Origin of the sequence: Pseudomonas sp. SLFW, from assembly GCF_009905615.1 — a bacterium.
In the GTDB taxonomy this organism is placed as follows: Bacteria; Pseudomonadota; Gammaproteobacteria; order Pseudomonadales; family Pseudomonadaceae; genus Aquipseudomonas; species Aquipseudomonas bambusae.
On sequence record NZ_JAAAKW010000005.1, the window covers coordinates 174,539 to 191,019 of the forward strand.

The 16,481-nt window shown below is 62.2% G+C and carries 14 protein-coding genes; 7 read left to right on the forward strand and 7 right to left on the reverse strand.

The window, feature by feature from the left end:
• Nucleotides 1–9: 9 nt before the first annotated feature.
• Together GVN17_RS11260 and GVN17_RS11265 are read right to left on the reverse strand one after the other, a co-directional pair.
• Entirely contained in the window at nucleotides 10–981 is a 972-nt protein-coding gene (locus tag GVN17_RS11260; protein ID WP_166595336.1) for an N-acetylglucosamine kinase, read from the reverse strand.
• Nucleotides 978–1,778 (reverse strand): DeoR/GlpR family DNA-binding transcription regulator, encoded by an 801-nt coding sequence (locus GVN17_RS11265; RefSeq protein WP_166595337.1) that lies wholly within the window; start codon nucleotides 1,776–1,778, stop codon nucleotides 978–980. The genes GVN17_RS11260 and GVN17_RS11265 overlap by 4 nt, the downstream gene beginning before the upstream one ends.
• 132 nt (nucleotides 1,779–1,910) lie before the next feature.
• On the opposite strand from GVN17_RS11265, the gene GVN17_RS11270 reads away from it, so the two are divergent.
• From GVN17_RS11270 to GVN17_RS11295, 6 genes are all read left to right on the forward strand, one after another.
• Complete coding sequence (locus GVN17_RS11270) at nucleotides 1,911–3,212, forward strand: D-tagatose-bisphosphate aldolase, class II, non-catalytic subunit (RefSeq protein WP_166595338.1); 1,302 nt, start codon at nucleotides 1,911–1,913, stop codon at nucleotides 3,210–3,212.
• Nucleotides 3,213–3,364: 152 nt separating this feature from the next.
• On the forward strand, nucleotides 3,365–4,222 hold the full coding sequence (locus GVN17_RS11275; RefSeq protein WP_166595339.1) for an SDR family oxidoreductase: 858 nt from the start codon (nucleotides 3,365–3,367) through the stop codon (nucleotides 4,220–4,222).
• A gap of 199 nt (nucleotides 4,223–4,421) precedes the next feature.
• Nucleotides 4,422–4,685 (forward strand): DUF1652 domain-containing protein, encoded by a 264-nt coding sequence (locus GVN17_RS11280; RefSeq protein ID WP_166595340.1) that lies wholly within the window; start codon nucleotides 4,422–4,424, stop codon nucleotides 4,683–4,685.
• A 285-nt stretch (nucleotides 4,686–4,970) separates the two neighbouring features.
• On the forward strand, nucleotides 4,971–5,870 hold the full coding sequence (locus GVN17_RS11285) for a LysR family transcriptional regulator (RefSeq protein ID WP_166595341.1): 900 nt from the start codon (nucleotides 4,971–4,973) through the stop codon (nucleotides 5,868–5,870).
• Between the two features lie 195 nt (nucleotides 5,871–6,065).
• Nucleotides 6,066–6,413: an EthD domain-containing protein gene (locus GVN17_RS11290; RefSeq protein ID WP_166595342.1), complete on the forward strand. Its 348-nt coding sequence runs from the start codon at nucleotides 6,066–6,068 to the stop codon at nucleotides 6,411–6,413.
• 212 nt (nucleotides 6,414–6,625) lie between these two features.
• Nucleotides 6,626–8,524, forward strand: coding sequence for an ATP-binding protein (locus tag GVN17_RS11295; RefSeq protein ID WP_166595343.1), 1,899 nt, complete (start codon nucleotides 6,626–6,628; stop codon nucleotides 8,522–8,524).
• Between the two features lie 14 nt (nucleotides 8,525–8,538).
• On the opposite strand, the gene GVN17_RS11300 is transcribed toward GVN17_RS11295, so the two are convergent.
• The 3 genes from GVN17_RS11300 to GVN17_RS11310 form a co-directional block, all read right to left on the reverse strand.
• Nucleotides 8,539–9,168 carry a DJ-1/PfpI family protein gene (locus tag GVN17_RS11300; RefSeq protein ID WP_178115719.1) on the reverse strand — a complete coding sequence of 210 codons (630 nt, stop codon included), beginning with the start codon at nucleotides 9,166–9,168 and terminating at the stop codon, nucleotides 8,539–8,541.
• 148 nt (nucleotides 9,169–9,316) lie between these two features.
• On the reverse strand, nucleotides 9,317–9,943 hold the full coding sequence (locus GVN17_RS11305; RefSeq protein ID WP_166595344.1) for a LysE family translocator: 627 nt from the start codon (nucleotides 9,941–9,943) through the stop codon (nucleotides 9,317–9,319).
• A 349-nt stretch (nucleotides 9,944–10,292) separates the two neighbouring features.
• Nucleotides 10,293–11,189 carry a LysR family transcriptional regulator gene (locus GVN17_RS11310; protein WP_166595345.1) on the reverse strand — a complete coding sequence of 299 codons (897 nt, stop codon included), beginning with the start codon at nucleotides 11,187–11,189 and terminating at the stop codon, nucleotides 10,293–10,295.
• Between the two features lie 94 nt (nucleotides 11,190–11,283).
• Between GVN17_RS11310 and GVN17_RS11315 the strand changes: the two genes are divergently transcribed.
• Nucleotides 11,284–12,450, forward strand: a complete 1,167-nt coding sequence (locus GVN17_RS11315) for an MFS transporter (RefSeq protein ID WP_166595346.1) — start codon at nucleotides 11,284–11,286, stop codon at nucleotides 12,448–12,450.
• A 64-nt stretch (nucleotides 12,451–12,514) separates the two neighbouring features.
• On the opposite strand, the gene GVN17_RS11320 is transcribed toward GVN17_RS11315, so the two are convergent.
• Both GVN17_RS11320 and GVN17_RS11325 read right to left on the reverse strand, forming a co-directional pair.
• On the reverse strand, nucleotides 12,515–14,371 hold the full coding sequence (locus GVN17_RS11320) for an ABC transporter ATP-binding protein (RefSeq protein WP_166595347.1): 1,857 nt from the start codon (nucleotides 14,369–14,371) through the stop codon (nucleotides 12,515–12,517).
• A 131-nt stretch (nucleotides 14,372–14,502) separates the two neighbouring features.
• Complete coding sequence (locus GVN17_RS11325; RefSeq protein WP_166595348.1) at nucleotides 14,503–16,269, reverse strand: S8/S53 family peptidase; 1,767 nt, start codon at nucleotides 16,267–16,269, stop codon at nucleotides 14,503–14,505.
• Nucleotides 16,270–16,481: the final 212 nt, after the last annotated feature.

Consider the following 16,481-nt stretch of genomic DNA (forward strand, 5'->3'; position numbering starts at 1 on the left):
GCAAAACCTCTAGATCGGATAGGGGGAGGTAGATGGCAGTGCAAGCGTGTGATTCAGGTGTGAGGCGAGCGTGTTGATCCAGTTGTTATCCGGGTTCCATCCCGCGTTGTGTGCTGCGCGCCAGAGTGCGCCACCCACCGGTGGCAGACGGGGCGTAAGAGGGGCCGCGGACAGCAGCCGCGTCATCCGGGAGGCGATGCCAGGATGGCTGAACACGCCTCCGGCATGGCTCCAGACCGGGGCGTTCACACCGCCGATGCGCTGCCAGGCCGTCGCGACGTGTTCAGCGAGGTGGCGGGCGGCAGCGTTCAACAGTTCGAGGGCGTCCGGATCACCGGCGTCGGCCCATGCCGAGACCTGAGCGGCCAGCGTTGCGACGCCTGCGCGGCGATTGCGCAGGCCGTACACCCAATCGATCAATTCATCGGGTTTCAGGGCCAGATGCGTCAGCAGTGCCTGGGTCATGCGCGCTGCAGTGGCCCGTCCATCCAGCGTGCGACTGGCCAATGCCAAGGCCTGAATGCCGATCCAGTGCGCGCTGCCTTCGTCGCCGAACACATCCCCCCAACCCCCCACGCGCAGGTGCGGGGCGTCGTCTTCATTCCGACTCGCCCAGGCCATGGACCCGGTGCCCGCAAGGATCAGCACCCCTGCGTGAGCGCCGGTGAATGCGCCGTCGAAGGCGATGCGCACGTCGTTCTCGACGGTCACGGGGCAGGGCAATGCCAGCCGGGCGATGTCGGTCTGCTCCACTGACACCGCGTCGAGTTCGCCATGCAGCGGCAGTCCCAGAACGGCGGCGGCGAGGGGCGTACCCGCGGCTGTTGCCAGCAGCGCCCGCAGCTGTTCGCGCCACTGGGGATGAGTCATCGGGTCGAGCCCTTCGCTCGTTCCCCATTGCACGACCCGGCCCTGACGATCAGCCACGACCCACTGCGTTTTCGAGCCTCCGCTGTCCAGGCCCAGGATGCAGGTGTTCATGCCTTGAGGTCCTCGGCGGCCATCGATTGGCTGGAGCCGGTCAGCAGCCCGCAGCCCAATTCTTTCAGGCGGGCCTGCCATTTGCTGCTCAACTGTTCGTCGCTGACGACTGTGAGCGCTTCAGTCAAAGGGGCGACGCGGTAGGTCAGGCGTTGGTCGAATTTGCTGGAGTCCACCAGCAGCCAGGTGCCGCCAGCGCGGGCCAGCATTTTCTGGTTCAACTGGGCTTCGCTGGCGTCAAGGCTGTAGATGCAGGCGTCCGGGGCAATCGCGCCCGCGCCCAGAAACAGCTGATCGAACCAGAGGTTTTCGATCATCGCCTCGGCCAGCGCACCGACCATCGACGCGTTCTCGGCGCGTAATTGCCCGCCCAGCAGGACGATGGTGATGCCGGGGGTGTTCATCAGCACTTGCGCGACGTTCAGGCAGTTGGTGAAGACCGACAGCGGCACCGGGTCGAGACGCAGACGCCGCGCCAGTTGCAGCACCGTGGTGCCTGCATCGAGGAAGACAGTGGAGCCGGGAACGATCCGCTCATAGGCCACTTCGGCAATGGCGCGCTTGGCGTAGAGGTTCTGGTTTTCCCGCAGATCGAACGCAACCTCGACGCCTGCATTCTTGGCAATGCGTGCGCCGCCGTGGGTGCGATGGATCGTGCCGTCCGCTTCCAGGGTCAGCAGGTCCCGGCGAATAGTCGCCAGGGACGCCTCGGTCACATCCGCGATGGCCTGGATCGTGCTTTCGCCATGGCTGTAGAGGTGCTGGCAGATCAGCGATAAACGCTCGTCTTTAGTCACTGTGATTGCTCTTTAGTGATTCATGGGAATGAAATATAAGCCTTAAAAAATCACTGTCAATCAAAAATATGATTGATTGTGATCGTTTGGCTCTCTATGGTGACGCTTCAACGTCATCCAGAGGCTTTGGTCATGCAGGCTCATTATCTTCAGGAATTGGTGAAAGCTCACGCACAGGCTCGACCTGTCGGCATCACGTCCATTTGTTCGGCGCACCCATTGGTGATTGAAGCGGCCCTGCGTGAGGCGACAGGGCATCAGGGGCCCGTACTGATCGAGGCCACGTGCAATCAGGTCAATCACGAGGGGGGCTACACGGGCATGACCCCTGCGGACTTTCGGCAGTTCGTTCTCGACATCGCGCAGCGCGTGGGCTTCGACGCCGAGCGCCTGATTCTGGGAGGGGATCATTTAGGGCCCAACCCCTGGAAGGACTTGCCCGCCGAGACGGCGATGGTGAAGGCCGAAGCGATGCTCGACGCGTATGCCCGCGCCGGCTTTTCGAAGATTCACCTCGACGCCAGCATGGCCTGCGCGGGAGACGCCGAGCCGTTGCCGGGGGCGTTGATCGCCGAGCGTGCCGCGCGTCTGGCGGCCGTGGTGGAGCGGGCGGTCACGCGCTCCGGCATGCCGCCACCGGTGTACGTCGTCGGCACCGAAGTCCCGGTGCCTGGCGGTGCGCTGGAGAAGGTCGAAGACCTTGCCGTGACCACGCCGCAGGACGCCCAGGCGACTCTGGCGCTCCATCGTGAGGCGTTTGCCGCCCTCGATCTGCAAGAGGCCTACGGGCGGATTGTCGGGTTGGTGGTGCAGCCCGGCGTCGAGTTCGGCAATGAAAACGTGGTGGTGTACGACGCTCCCAAGGCGCGTGCGTTGAGTGCGGTGTTGCAGACCGAAAGGCAGGTGGTGTTCGAGGCCCATTCCACCGACTACCAGCCGCTGACGGCCCTTGGTGAACTGGTCCGCGACGGGTTTGCCATCCTCAAGGTCGGCCCCGGCCTGACGTTCGCGCTGCGCGAAGCCTTGTATGCCCTCGAACAGATCGCCGCGACGCTGCAGGTCTTGCCGGAACAGGGCCACGTGCATGACGTCATGGAAAACCTGATGCGTCAGCAGCCCCAGCACTGGAACCGCTATTACCACGGCGACGAATCGGCGCTGCGCCTGCAACGGCACTTCAGCTACAGCGATCGCATCCGTTACTACTGGCCGTCGGAACCGGCGAGCGAAGCGGTGGAGGTCCTGTTTCAGGCGCTGGGAGAGCAGCCGATCAGCGAAACCCTGATCAGCCAGTTCCTGCCACACCTCTATCCCCATGTGGCGAACGGCAAAGGCGACAGCTCGGCGAAAGGCCTCGTGCTGGCGGCGATTGCCCATGTGCTGAAGCAATACCGCCACGCGTGCGAGGGTGAGCAACAGCGCATGGCGTCCTGACGCGCAGTGGTGATTGGGTCATGGAAGACCCTTATGAACAGCGCGGTCTGCCTCCGAACCGGGCAGCGGTCAAAAAGTCCGAACTCCTTTCGCCCACGCAAAGTCCACCCTAGACGCGCACGTTGCGTCTGGACTTTTTAAAGGAGAGCACCATGACCGATTACCCGAAACCACCGTTCAAGCCTCAACAGCAGCCGGTGCCCGGTGATCAGAGCCGAATGGACCCGTACCCGGATTGCGGCGAAAACAGCTACAAAGGTTCGGGCCGCCTGGCCAACAAGATCGCGCTGATTACCGGCGCCGACAGCGGCATTGGCCGCGCCGTCGCCATCGCGTTTGCCCGTGAAGGCGCCGACGTGGCGCTGTCGTACCTCGACGAGCATGAGGATGCGAAAGAGACCGCGCGTTGGGTGGAAGAAGCGGGGCGGCAGTGCCTGCTGCTGCCGGGGGACCTGGCGAAAAAAGAGCAGTGCTCGGCCATTGTCGATGCCACCGTGAAAGCGTTTGGCCGCATCGACGTGTTGGTCAACAACGCTGCCTTCCAGATGACCCATGACAGCCTCGAAGACATTACCGATGAGGAGTGGGTGAAGACCTTTGACATCAACATCACTGCCATTTTTCGCATCTGCAAGGCGGCGCTGCCGTCCATGGCCCGTGGCAGTTCGATCATCAACACCAGCTCGGTGAATTCGGATTCGCCCAAGCCAACATTGTTGCCGTACGCCACCACCAAAGGCGCCATCGCCAACTTCAGCGCCGGTCTGGCACAGATGCTGGGGCCGAAAGGTATCCGCGTGAACAGCGTCGCGCCAGGACCGATCTGGACGCCGCTGATCGTTGCGACCATGACCGATGACGATGTCAAAAGCTTCGGTGAAGAAACGCCTCTTGGCAGACCCGGTCAGCCTGTCGAAGTGGCGCCGATTTACGTCCTGCTGGCGTCCGACGAGGCCAGTTACATTTCCGGCACCCGTTATGGCGTGACGGGGGGCAAGCCGATTCTCTGACCTGACCCTCAGGCCATAACCTTCAACACCCGGTTCGCCTGCTTCTCATGCCGGTTTTGGTTTGTCTCACTGACGGCCGAAATCGGAGTGGTCAGGGGCGGGAGCGGGTGTTCGTCTGCCTTCCGAAAAATACTGGGAATTTCCTGCGAACCGGCACTGTCCACCGACCACACAATAAAGGTCACCAAGGAACACGGACATGGCCATCTCCACGCTCGAACTTCGCCACATCATTGAATCTGCCTTTCTGCCCATGCGCTCCACCTGTTCGGCCTCGGCCAACGGTGAGCTGACCATCGAAATCATCGACCCGGCCACGGGGTTGAATGTCGTGTTCGGCGGTATTCCCATGGCGTCCCTCGGCACCAGTCGAGCGATTTCCGATCTGATTGCCCAGCTTCGTGCACAGGTCTGTCGTCCAGCCCGACACGCCAGTGCCTATCGGCCCCGCGCGATGGGGTGAACGCTGCTGAGGCGCGACTTGACGGCAGAGAGTGCTGGGCGCGGTCATCCGGAAGGATAAGTGCAGCCTGACGCCGATGTGTCGCCTGCCGGGTCCTTTCGCGAATGAATTCGCTCCCACAGAAATATGGCGTCGCCGTTGATCGTGCAGCCTGATCCAGATTCCACTGTGGGAGCGAATTCATTCGCGAAGGTCTTCAACACGCAGCCTATGTTACATTTGCCCCTGTTTTCACCAGGCGCAACCTTGAGCCTCTCCCCACGACCAGCCCCTTTCAGGACATCCATGACCGACCAGTTCGCGGCGTTGCGCGTGTTCGTTCGCCTTGCGCAGACCGGCAGTTTTTCCAGAACGGCACGGGAGCTGAAACTGTCGCAACCCACCACCTCGCGCATGATTTCTGATCTGGAAGCGCATCTGGGCGTGACCCTGTTCAATCGCACCACCCGCGCCGTGGCGCTGACCCAGGCCGGGGCGGACTACCTCGCGGACATCCAGCCGATTCTCGATGCCTTGACCGAAGCCGATTACCGCATTCGCGGCAGTGGCGAGTTGCGCGGAGAGTTGCGGGTGAGCATGGCGTCCATTATTGCGTCACGCATCATCCTGCCGCGCTTGAAGGGTTTCATGGCCGAACACCCGCATCTCACTGTTCTGCTTTCGACCGAGGACCGACGTCAGGACCTTATCCTGGAAGGCATCGACGTGGCGCTGCGCTTCGGCACGCTGGCCGATTCCAGTGCGTTGGCGCGCAAGGTGGGCAGTTGGCCGCTGATCATGGCGGGCGCCCCGGATTACCTCCGCCAACAGGGCACGCCCTCATCGCCGTCCGATCTGACTGCGCACCGCTTCGTCGTGTCGGGACCGGTGGCCGCCCGAACGCTGTTGATCGAACAGAACGGGCTGGAAATACCCGTCGAGACTCACGGCAACCTGACCGTCACGGGAACGGATGCGGGGGTCGTCGCGGGGAAGGAAGGCCTTGGGCTGGTGGTCGCGACCGTTCCCGCGCTTATCGCCGACATTGAAACCGGCAGTCTGGTGCGGGTCATGGCCGACTGGAACCTGGGTGCGGTGGACGCCTACGCACTTTATCCGGGAGGGCAGACGCCGAAACCCGCCGCCCGGGCATTCGTGGAGTTCATGATCGACGCGCTGAGCGATGTCGATCTCTGCCCCGAGTGAGTCAAGCTAGAACGCGACCCGCGCAGACCCTAACCGCTGCGGTGTTCGTGTAACACCTAAATATCTGAATAAGTCTTATACCTCGCCCGCCGTCGGAACTGGCGGACGCCGATGTTATCGTTCGGCTTCACCTGTATCGCCCGACAGGCAGACTTTTCGTCAACTTCGGGCTGTCCTGTATTTGGAGTCGTTGTCATGATCAAGATGAGTTTATTCCTCACCCGCCGTTCGGATCTCACGTTCGAACAATTCAGCGAATACTGGGCAAATGTGCACTGGCCCATCGTACAAACAGTGCCAGAAGTGTTGGAGCACACCATTCGTTATGTGCAGCAGCACAACGTCGGCGGCCTCCCGGAAGGCGTGCCTGCGGCCCCGTTCGACGGTTATGCGGAAGCCTGGTTCGCCAACAAAGAAGCCATTTATAAAGTGATCGGTTCTCCGAAGTGGGACGAAATCGTTGCGGTCGATGACGAGAACTTTCTCGACCGTTCAAAGACACTCGTATTGTTCACTGAAGAGAAAGTCGATTACGTCGCTTGAAACGTATAAGCGTTGTACAACGCGGTAAACGTTGAACTAAGGAGTCTCTGTGAAGAGGCTCTTTTTTGTGGCTGCATGGTCAAGAACCGGTACGCATGAAGGGCGTTTCCAGTCCCGACAGGTTAGTCGTGACCTGAAGGCAATCTGCATCGCGATTCGAGGGGTTTGCTGGTAGTCTGCCACCCGTGAATACGGGCTCCACAGGAGCAGCCATGACCCCTCTAAACGCCATCCCTACAGCACCTTCGTCCGCCGCGTCCGCGACGTCAAAGGATGATCTGTCCGACATCGAACTGCTGCACACCATCAGCATGGCGCTGATAGGCGAGCAGGACCTTGAAGCCCTGTACGGCAAGATCGTCGATGCAGCGGTGTCCATTACCGGTTCGCAGTTCGGCACGATGCAGAAACTTTGCCCTCCCGACCACGCGTCAGGGCATGGGGGTGAGCTTCAACTGCTGGCTTCTCGGGGCCTCCCCCCCGAAGCCATCGGATTCTGGCAATGGGTCAGCCCCACGGCCTACAGCAGTTGCACGATGGCGCTGAAACTGGGCGAACGAGCCGTCATCCCCGACTTCGAACAATGGGCCGACATTTCAGGCACCGAAGACCTGCAAGCCTTTCGCCGCACCGGCATCCGTGCCGCGCAGACGACGCCGCTGCTGTCGCGCAGTGGCGACCTGCTGGGCATGATTTCCACCCATTGGAGCCAACCTCACCAGCCGTCCGAGCGCGACTTGAGGTTGCTGGACATTCTGTCGCGCCAGGCTGCCGACCTTCTCGAACGCACGATTGCAGAAGAGTCGTTGCGTACGCGGGAACAGGAACTGGCACGCACCTGCGCCATGCTGCTGGAAATCGAAGAGCAGCAGCGTCAAGGCGCCGCCGAGCTGCGCCGCCTGAACGAAACCCTGGAACAGCGCGTCGCCGAACGCACCGCCGATCTGATGCAGGCCGAAGAAAAACTGCGTCAGTCGCAAAAAATGGAGGCCGTTGGGCAACTGACGGGCGGGCTGGCCCACGACTTCAACAACCTGCTGGCGGGCATTTCGGGCTCCCTCGAACTCATGGGCAAACGGATCGTTCAGGGCCGGCTGGCCGAGGTGGACAAATACATGGCCGCCGCTCAGGGTGGCGCAAAGCGGGCCGCCGCGCTTACCCATCGCCTGCTGGCCTTCTCGCGACGCCAGGCCCTCGAACCGCGCGCCACCCACGTCAACACGCTGATGCACGGGATGATCGAGCTGGTCCAGCGGACCGTCGGCCCCGGCATCACGCTGGAAACCGCCGGTGCCGCTGATTTGTGGCCGGCGTTTGTCGACGCGAGCCAGCTGGAAAACGCGTTACTCAACCTGTGCATCAACGCCCGGGATGCCATGCCCGACGGCGGATGCATCACGCTCAGGACGTCCAACGAATACGTCAATCGCGAGACCGCGCTTGCTCACGACATGTCGGAAGGGCACTACCTGTGTCTGTGCGTCAGCGACACCGGCATCGGCATGACGCCTGAGGTGATCGCCCATGCCTTCGAACCGTTCTTCACCACCAAACCCATGGGGCAGGGCACAGGGCTTGGGCTGTCGATGATCTACGGTTTCGCCCAACAGTCGGGCGGCCAGGTGCGGATTCAGTCCCGCGTGGGCGAGGGCACGAGCGTGTTCATCTACTTGCCGCGCCACCATGAAGAAGGGGTGCCGGAAGCGTCGCCCCGGAAAATCTCTGCCGTAGATGTCGCACGGTACGGGGAAACCGTGTTGCTGGTAGACGACGAACCCACCGTGCGCATGCTGCTGGCGGACGTGTTGGGTGAGCTCGGTTACACCGTGATCGAAGCTGCCGACAGCCTCGCCGGACTCAGGCTGCTGCGCTCGGACATGCACATCGACGTGCTGGTCACCGACATCGGCCTGCCGGGCGGCATGAATGGTTGGCAAATGGCCGACGCGGGACGGGAAGTACGACCCGCGCTCAAAACGCTGTTCGTGACCGGGTACGCCGAAAGTTTCGTGCTCGACAGCGGTCAGCTTCAGCCGGGTATGCAGTTGCTGACCAAGCCGTTCGAGATCGACACCCTCGGTGGCCGCCTGCGCGACCTGCTGTCCTCATAACGGTTGGCGGCGGGTCACGCGGCTGGCACCTGCGGCGTTGTGAACCAGGCCTCGGAAGGCGTAGGAAAGCGCATCTTCTCTCGAAGCCGTGCAGCGTTGTTCGCGTTGGTCAGCATCTCGACCAGCAGAAACGCCACTTCCGACGCCGTGCCCGGTCCAGTGGATGTGATCAGCTTCCCGTCTCGCACCACCGGTTGGTCGACGAACGTGGCACCGGTCTCCACCAGTTGCTGCTTTCGGCGTCCGCCCACCTGGTGATAAACCGTGGCGTGGCGGTCGTGCAGCACACCCGCCCGGCCCAGGCACAACGAGGAGACACAGACGCTGGCGACGATCTTGTCGGCCTCGACGAAGTGGCGGATCGTCTCCAGAAATGGCTCACTCAGCGCTTCCTCGTAAAACCCGCTGGGTTCGAAACCACCCGGCAATGCCAAGGCGTCGAACGCATTCAGGTCCAGATCGGCCAACTGCCGATTGGGGCGAATCACCAGGCCAAACGTCGAGGTGATCTCCTCCCGCAGACCTGCCATCACCAGTTCGATCTTTTCGTCTCCTACCAAGTCGGCCCAACCCAAGATGTCGGTGAACGCCGCCATTTCCATGGGTTCAACGCCATTGGCGAGTAACATCAAAACCTTTTTCACATCGTCTCTCCATTCACGTGGACGCACCTCCGGCTCGCAAGCCGTCAGTCATGAACGGAATGGTTGATGTTCGGGCGGCTGGGGACAATCCCTGGAAATCGCAATTGATCATTCCATGCAGTGAAATGATCGCGGGCACTGCGTTCGCTTACCGCTGCTGCAACGCCACCTTCAATCCCAACCCCACGAACAGCGTGCCGATCAGTTTTCCTTCCCAGCGACGGAGTTTCGCCAGGCCTTTGATGCAGCGCCCCAATGGGCGGATGGCAATCGCGATGAGGCTGGTGTACGCAACGCTCAGTCCGGAGAAAATCAGCCCCAGCAGGGCGAACTGCACCAATGAAGAATCGGCTCCGGCGTGAACGAACTGGGGCAGAAAGGCAAGGAAGAAGATCGCCGTTTTCGGGTTCAGGATTTCGGTGCCCACGGCTTGCAGAAACGCTTGCTTCGCGCTGACGGCGGGCAGGTCCGGGTGGCTTGTGGCGCCGGGTTTGGCGACGAACGCCCGGACACCGAGGTAAATCAGATAACAGGCGCCGGCCAGTTTTACCGCGTTGAACGCGGTGGCCGACGTCATCAGAATCGCCGACAACCCGAGTGCGGCGCTCAAGGTGTGAAGCAGATCTCCCGCTGCAATCCCCAACCCCGTCGCAATGCCCAGCTTTCGACCGCCTTGCAGTGTGCGGGTGATCACCAGCAATACCGCTGGACCGGGAATCAGAAACAGACCGAGGACGACAGCGACGTAGGTCACGAGAGAGGCGGGGTCGAACATGGCGGCAGGTCTCGTTGAGGGGTGGGGCGGACAGTAATCCTCAGGTTTTTTATGAAAGCAATAGGCGCGACCTTCCTGTAGCCGTCCGGCTGGGCGGCGGTGACATCTGAAGAGCGCCACCGTCGGCAAGCCGTGCGAATACAGGGGGTGATGTCATTCGCACGATCACGCACTGCCGAGAAACCTGTGGGAGCGAATTCATTCGCGAAAGGTGGGTACAGCCGATACACCTCTGTCGCCTGATCGATTTTTCGTCGGTATGCCGCCCAGAATGAACCGCTCCCACGGGGGGCATGGTGTGTCAGGTTTTTCGTAGCACTACCACGCCGCGCAGCTACGGCGGTTGGCATCACCATCCCCCGTGGTGCTCCAGCAAGAAATCCACGAATACCCGAACCCGCGCCGTCATGGTCGAGCCGCCCACGAACACGGCGTGGATCGGTTCGCGGTCGCCGGGGTTGTAGGCTTCCAGCAGGGGGATGAGCAGACCGCGTTCGATGTCCTCGGCCACGGAGAACGCGCCGATGCGCGCGATGCCTGCGCCGAGTATCGCCAGTTGTGAAAGCGCTTCACCGCTGCTGCATTCGAGGCTGCCGCTGACTTTGAGGGAAAAATGTTCGCCGTTGCGACAGAACGGCCAACCGTCTGCGGCGCGGCGAAAATTGAAGCGCAAGCAGTTGTGGCGGGTGAGGTCTTCGGGTTCGAGGGGCAGGCCGTGTTGTTCGACATAGCCGGGGGAGGCGACGATCACCTGGCCGGTTTCGCCGATGCAGCGGGCAGTCAAGGGGCTGTCGGGCAGGTCACCGAAGCGGATCGCCACGTCGGCCTGGCCCGCGAGAATGTCGACGATTTCGTCGCCCAGGGTCAGATCGACGAGGATTTCCGGGTACTGCGCGCTGAACGCAGCGATCAGCGGCACGATGGTAAGGCGACCGTGTGCCAGCGCTGCGCTGACCCTCAGGCGCCCTCGTGGGACACCCTGGCTTGTGATGGCTTCTTCGACTTCGGCCATGTCCGCCAGAATGCGCCGCGCACCGCGCAGGTACGTTTCGCCTTCGACGGTGAGGGCAATCGCCCGGGTCGTGCGCAATAGCAGGCGGGTTCCGATGCGTTGTTCGGTACGGGCGATGATCCGGCTGACGGCCGAGGGCGTGAGGTCCAGTGCCCGGGCAGCCGCTGATAGGCTCCCCGTCTGGGCCACCTTGGCGAACACCTCCATCTCACCCGACTTACCGTTGAGGTCCATTTGTGCTCCTGGCGCAAAAGTGCTTGTACAGAATGCGGTCTACCGCCTTTAAAGCGGGGATCGTAGCATTTGCGGCATAGATAAGGAGCCTCTCATGCGTATCAATCCACCCCTCATCGCGCTCTCGATCGGTGCCTTTGGCATCGGCGTGACCGAGTTTGCGCCCATGGGCATGTTGCCCGGTATTGCCGCCGACCTCGGCGTTTCCATCCCCACTGCTGGCCTGTTGGTCAGCGCCTACGCGTTGGGCGTGCTGATCGGCGCACCCCTGATGACCCTGACCACCGGAAAAATTCCACGGCGTGCTCTGCTGATCGGCTTGATGGCCATTTTCACGTTGGGCAACCTGATGTCGGCGCTGGCGACCAACTACGAAAGTCTGCTCATCGCCCGGGTGGTGACCTCACTGAACCACGGCGCTTTTTTTGGCATTGGCTCGATTGTCGCTGCCAGCGTGGTGGCGCCTGAGAAACGGGCAGGGGCCGTTGCGGCCATGTTCATGGGGCTGACCATCGCTACGATTGGCGGGGTGCCGCTGGCCAGTTGGTTCGGCGAAATGCTGGGCTGGCGAACGGCGTTCTGGGGCATTGCCGGCCTTGGCTTCGTGGCGATGATTTCCCTCTGGTTCGCCTTGCCTAACCTGCCACTGCCGAAGAGTGACGGCGTGATGGCGGAGGTTCGGGTGTTGCTCCGGGGATCGGTGCTGTCGGCCCTGGCGCTGACGGTCATCGGCTCGGGCGCGATGTTCACGGTGTTCACCTACATCGCGCCGATTCTGCAAAGTGAAACCCACGCCTCCACCGGGTTCATCACCGCCATGCTGGTGCTGTTCGGTGTGGGCCTGACGCTGGGCAACGTGTGGGGCGGCAAGGCGGCGGATCGCTCGGTCGACCGGACATTGATCGTCTCGCTGGTGGTGTTGATCGTAGTGTTGCTGGCGTTCTCGGTGCTCATGCGCTGGCCGCTGCCGACCGCGCTGGCGATTCTGGTCTGGGGCGCGGCGAGTTTTGCCTTGGTGCCGCCGTTGCAGATGCGGGTGATGGAAGCCGCGAAAGACGCACCGAACCTGGCCTCGGCGGTGAACATCGGCGCGTTCAACTTCGGCAACGCCATTGGCGCGGTGCTGGGCGGCGCGGTGATCAATGCCGGTCTGGGCTACCCCGCGATTTCGCTGGCGGGAGCAATGATGGCGGGGCTGGGCCTGTTGATGGTGTTGGGGTTTGCCTGGCGTGCGCGGTCCCGCTCGGTAGGGTATGCCTGACAAGGCGAGTGCGCCCGGATGTGCTGCCGCGCCGCAGCACATCCGAGCGACGCGGCGCCCGCTGCTATTCCATCGCCTCGGCCACCCCCTGATCTTCCCCCAGAAACCCGCCGCTCTGGTGCTGCCAGAGCCGTGCGTAGGTGCCGTTTTTTTCGAGCAATTCGGCGTGAGTGCCTTGTTCAATGATCCGGCCTTCATCCATGACGATCAGCCGATCCATCGCCGCGATGGTGGACAGTCGGTGAGCGATGGCGATCACGGTCTTGCCCTGCATCATTTCATCGAGGCTTTCCTGAATGGCGACCTCGACTTCTGAGTCCAGCGCGCTGGTGGCTTCGTCCAGCAGCAAGATGGGCGCGTTCTTCAACATCACCCGCGCAATCGCCACCCGCTGACGCTGTCCGCCCGACAGCTTGATGCCGCGTTCGCCGACCAGTGTGTCGTAGCCAGAGTGGCCTTGCTTGTCGCTCAACTGACGGATAAACCCATCGGCCTGAGCCATGCGAGCGGCTTCGTAAACGTGCTCGTCGGTGGCGTCGGGCCGGCCGTAGGCGATGTTGTCGCGGATGGAGCGGTGCAACAGCGAGGTGTCCTGCGTGACCATGCCGATAGCGCTGCGCAGGCTGTCCTGAGTGACGTGGGCAATGTCTTGGCCGTCGATGCGGATGTTGCCCTTGTCCACGTCATAGAAGCGCAGCAGCAAGTTGATCAGCGTGGATTTGCCGGCGCCGGAACGACCCACCAGGCCGATCTTTTCACCCGCACGAATGCTCAGGCTCAAGCCGTCGAGCACCTGGCGTTCGCCGTTGTAGTTAAAGCTCACGTTGTCGAAGGTGACGGCGCCACCGGAGGTCGTCAACACATGTGCGTCGGGCGCGTCCTGCACCTTGGGGCCGCGCGTGAAAGTGGTCATGCCGTCCTGCACGGTGCCGATACTCTCGAACAGCGAGGTCATCTGCCACATGATCCAGTGAGACATGCCGTTGATGCGCAAGGCCATGGCCGTGATCGCCGCCACTGCACCCGCACCGACATCGCCCTGATGCCAGAGCCACAGCGCGTAGCCACCGGCGCCGAAGATTAACCCGACCACCAGCGCCTGATTGACGATCTCGAATTGGCTCACCAGACGCATCTGGCGAAAGCCCGTGTGCTTGAAGTCTTCCATCGCAGCGCGGGCGAAGTGCGCCTCACGCTTGGAGTGAGAAAACAGCTTTACGGTGGTGATGTTGGTGTACGCGTCGGAGATGCGCCCGGTCATCGACGAACGTGCATGGGCCTGTTCCTGCCCGACCTTGCCCAGACGCGGCACGAAGTACCACATCGCCAGGCCAAACAGCACGATCCAGGCAATGAAAGGCAGCATCAGCTTCAGCGCGAAGCCCCCGGCCAACGCAATGATCGCGATGAAATACACGCCGATGCCGGGGGCGATTTCGATCAGGGTGAACAGCACTTCGCGCACGGCCAGGGCAGTCTGCATCACCTTGGTGGTGACCCGGCCCGAAAATTCGTCGGAAAAGAACGACAGGCTTTGCCGCAGCATCAAGCGGTGGAAGTCCCAGCGCAGCCGCAGCGGCAAGTTAATCGCCAGCACCTGGTGCTGCACCATCGTGCGCAAAGCCACCAGACCGACGCTGGTCACCAGCACAATGCCGATCCCCCAGAGCACGCGGGTTTCTTGCGCGACCGCGGCGTCTCCGCCGTTCTTCCAGGAGGACAACAGGTCCACCACCTGACCCAGAAAGGAAAACAGCCAGGCCTCGTAGATCGACACCCCGGCGCTGAGCAGGGCAAGGGCGAGCACGTAACCGCGAGCGCCACGGGTGCAGGCCCACAAAAACCGCACCAGACCGTCCGGTGGCGGCGGTACTTCGTCGGGTGGGAAAGGGTCGAGCCATCGTTCGAATGCGCGAAGCATCGGGTTCTCCATAACGTTTCAGTCGGGGGATTTTGCCATTGAACGGTATCGATGAGGGGATAACCGTATTCGCGCACCGATAACGAGAGGCTTCCTGCATATTCGCCTCGCACCATTGAGCGCGTTGCGACTCAGCGCACACGCAGTCGACTCTGCACGGCGAGGTCCAGTGCTTTCTGCATGTCCAGCCGGGCCGAGCGCCCCACATCCTTGTCGTTCAAACGATGGTCACGCTCCGAGGGGAGGATCGGTGCCGTCAGGTCTTCTGCGTCCATGGGCTCGAAATCGTAATTGTCACCGAGGGTCAGCGCGCTGCGCCGCAATAGCATGCGCACCTGCTCGGGTGTCAGGTCGGGGTTGATTGACAGCATGGCCGCCACGACGCCGGCGACCATTGGCGTCGCGTAAGACGTACCGCAATGCACTGCGCCGGTCTGATCGGGGGCTTGGGTGGAGGCGTGGACGCAGGCCGAGGCCGTGATATCCACGCGCATGTCGATGTTCGAGCTATTGCGTTTGACCGCGTAAGCCGGATCGTCGACGGGGAGGTCGGCCCGGTCGCTTCTCTGGTGTCCGCCCACCACCAGCAGTTGGTCGGTGATGAACGACGACGGCAAGCGGTATTCATCCGTGCCCGAAAACGAGGCGCCGTTCCCGGCGGAGTTGATCACGATCACGTCCGGGTGTTCCTTGCGCAGCCACAGGAAAAACTCCTCCAGCAGTTCTTCGTAACCGCTCATGGCGATGCCCGAGCGCAGCAACGAATCGACGTCGTCGCCGTTGACGTTTTTCGCGCCGACGCGGTGAATCCCCCAACTCCAGTTCAGCACCCGCACACCGTCTTCGACGAGGTTCACCGAGGCGGCGATGTTGGCGGTGATGCCTGCGTCGGAATTACGCTCGACGATCACCTCGAAGCCGCCGCTTGCCGGGTCGAGCCCCTTGAGAAAACCCGTATTGCCGCCGTTGTCCCACGCGGCGGCAAGAATGCCCGCGACCGTGGTGCCGTGACCATCGGGTTTCTGCGAGTCTCGGGCGTACACACAGGTGCTGGGCACGCTGCAATCACCGAGGTAGCCCGCGAAGTCCGCCGTGTCGAAGTCGACATCTCGCTCGATCAGGCCAATGCGCACCGGTTGAGGATGAAGGGGGGCTTGCGAGGCGGGGATGCGGCGCCGGTAGTAATTCACCGCATCCAGAAAACGGTTGGCCGCCCACTCATCCGAGCCTACGTCGGGCTTGTCGGCGACCGGGCGGGGCGCGTCGGCTTCCTCGGCTTTCTCTGGCGCTGACTCTTCGACCACCACGGCGTCCACGCTGGTCTCGCTGCCCAACCGCAGCACCAGCGCGTCTCGCTCCACCAAGTTTTTCGCGGGCAGGCGCAGTTGATACAGGTTCAGCGGCGCAATGCTGCCCACCACCGTCGCGCCGTATTTGGCCGCCAGACGCGTGGCTTCGTGACGGCCATCGTGGTCCTCCTCGATCAACAGGCTCACCAGATCGACGTACGTGGTCAGGCCGTCCATGTTTTTAGCCACTTCGTTCGGTTTCGCAGCGACCACGTGGCTGCCCTGGGCGGTCAGCCACACTGCGTTGCTCGAACGGTCGCCCTGTTTCACCACCAGCGGTCCGCTGGCGTGGTCGCGCGCGTTCAGGCGGATGTTCAGGCTGTCGCCGTCGCGCTGTACCGTTTGCGCGGGTAACGGCTTGCCGTCGAGGGTCAGGGTCGCTGTGTCCAGGGTCAGGCCCCGCACCTCAGCGCACCACGTGGAATGCTCGCGGTCCAGCTGGTCGCCGCACCGGTTCAGGCGTTCCAGCCGTAGCGGCAGCTGCGCGTCAACCAGCGGGCTGAACGCCAGGAAAAAGAAGGCGCTGAAGGTGGCAAGCGAGTAGGGCATCGGCCAATGGCTCATTGAAGAAAGGGCTGGTATTCCGACTGAACACTGACGCCCTTCGTTCAACTGCATCCCTACGACGCCATCGCTTGGGGCGGGCCGACTGTCATCACTATGAAATAAAAATGTCACGAAGACTTGTAGCCAGGAACGCTGACCCTTAACGTTGCTCCACCGCATGTGCGGCGTTAGGCGAAGCTTCGTCACAAGGCTTC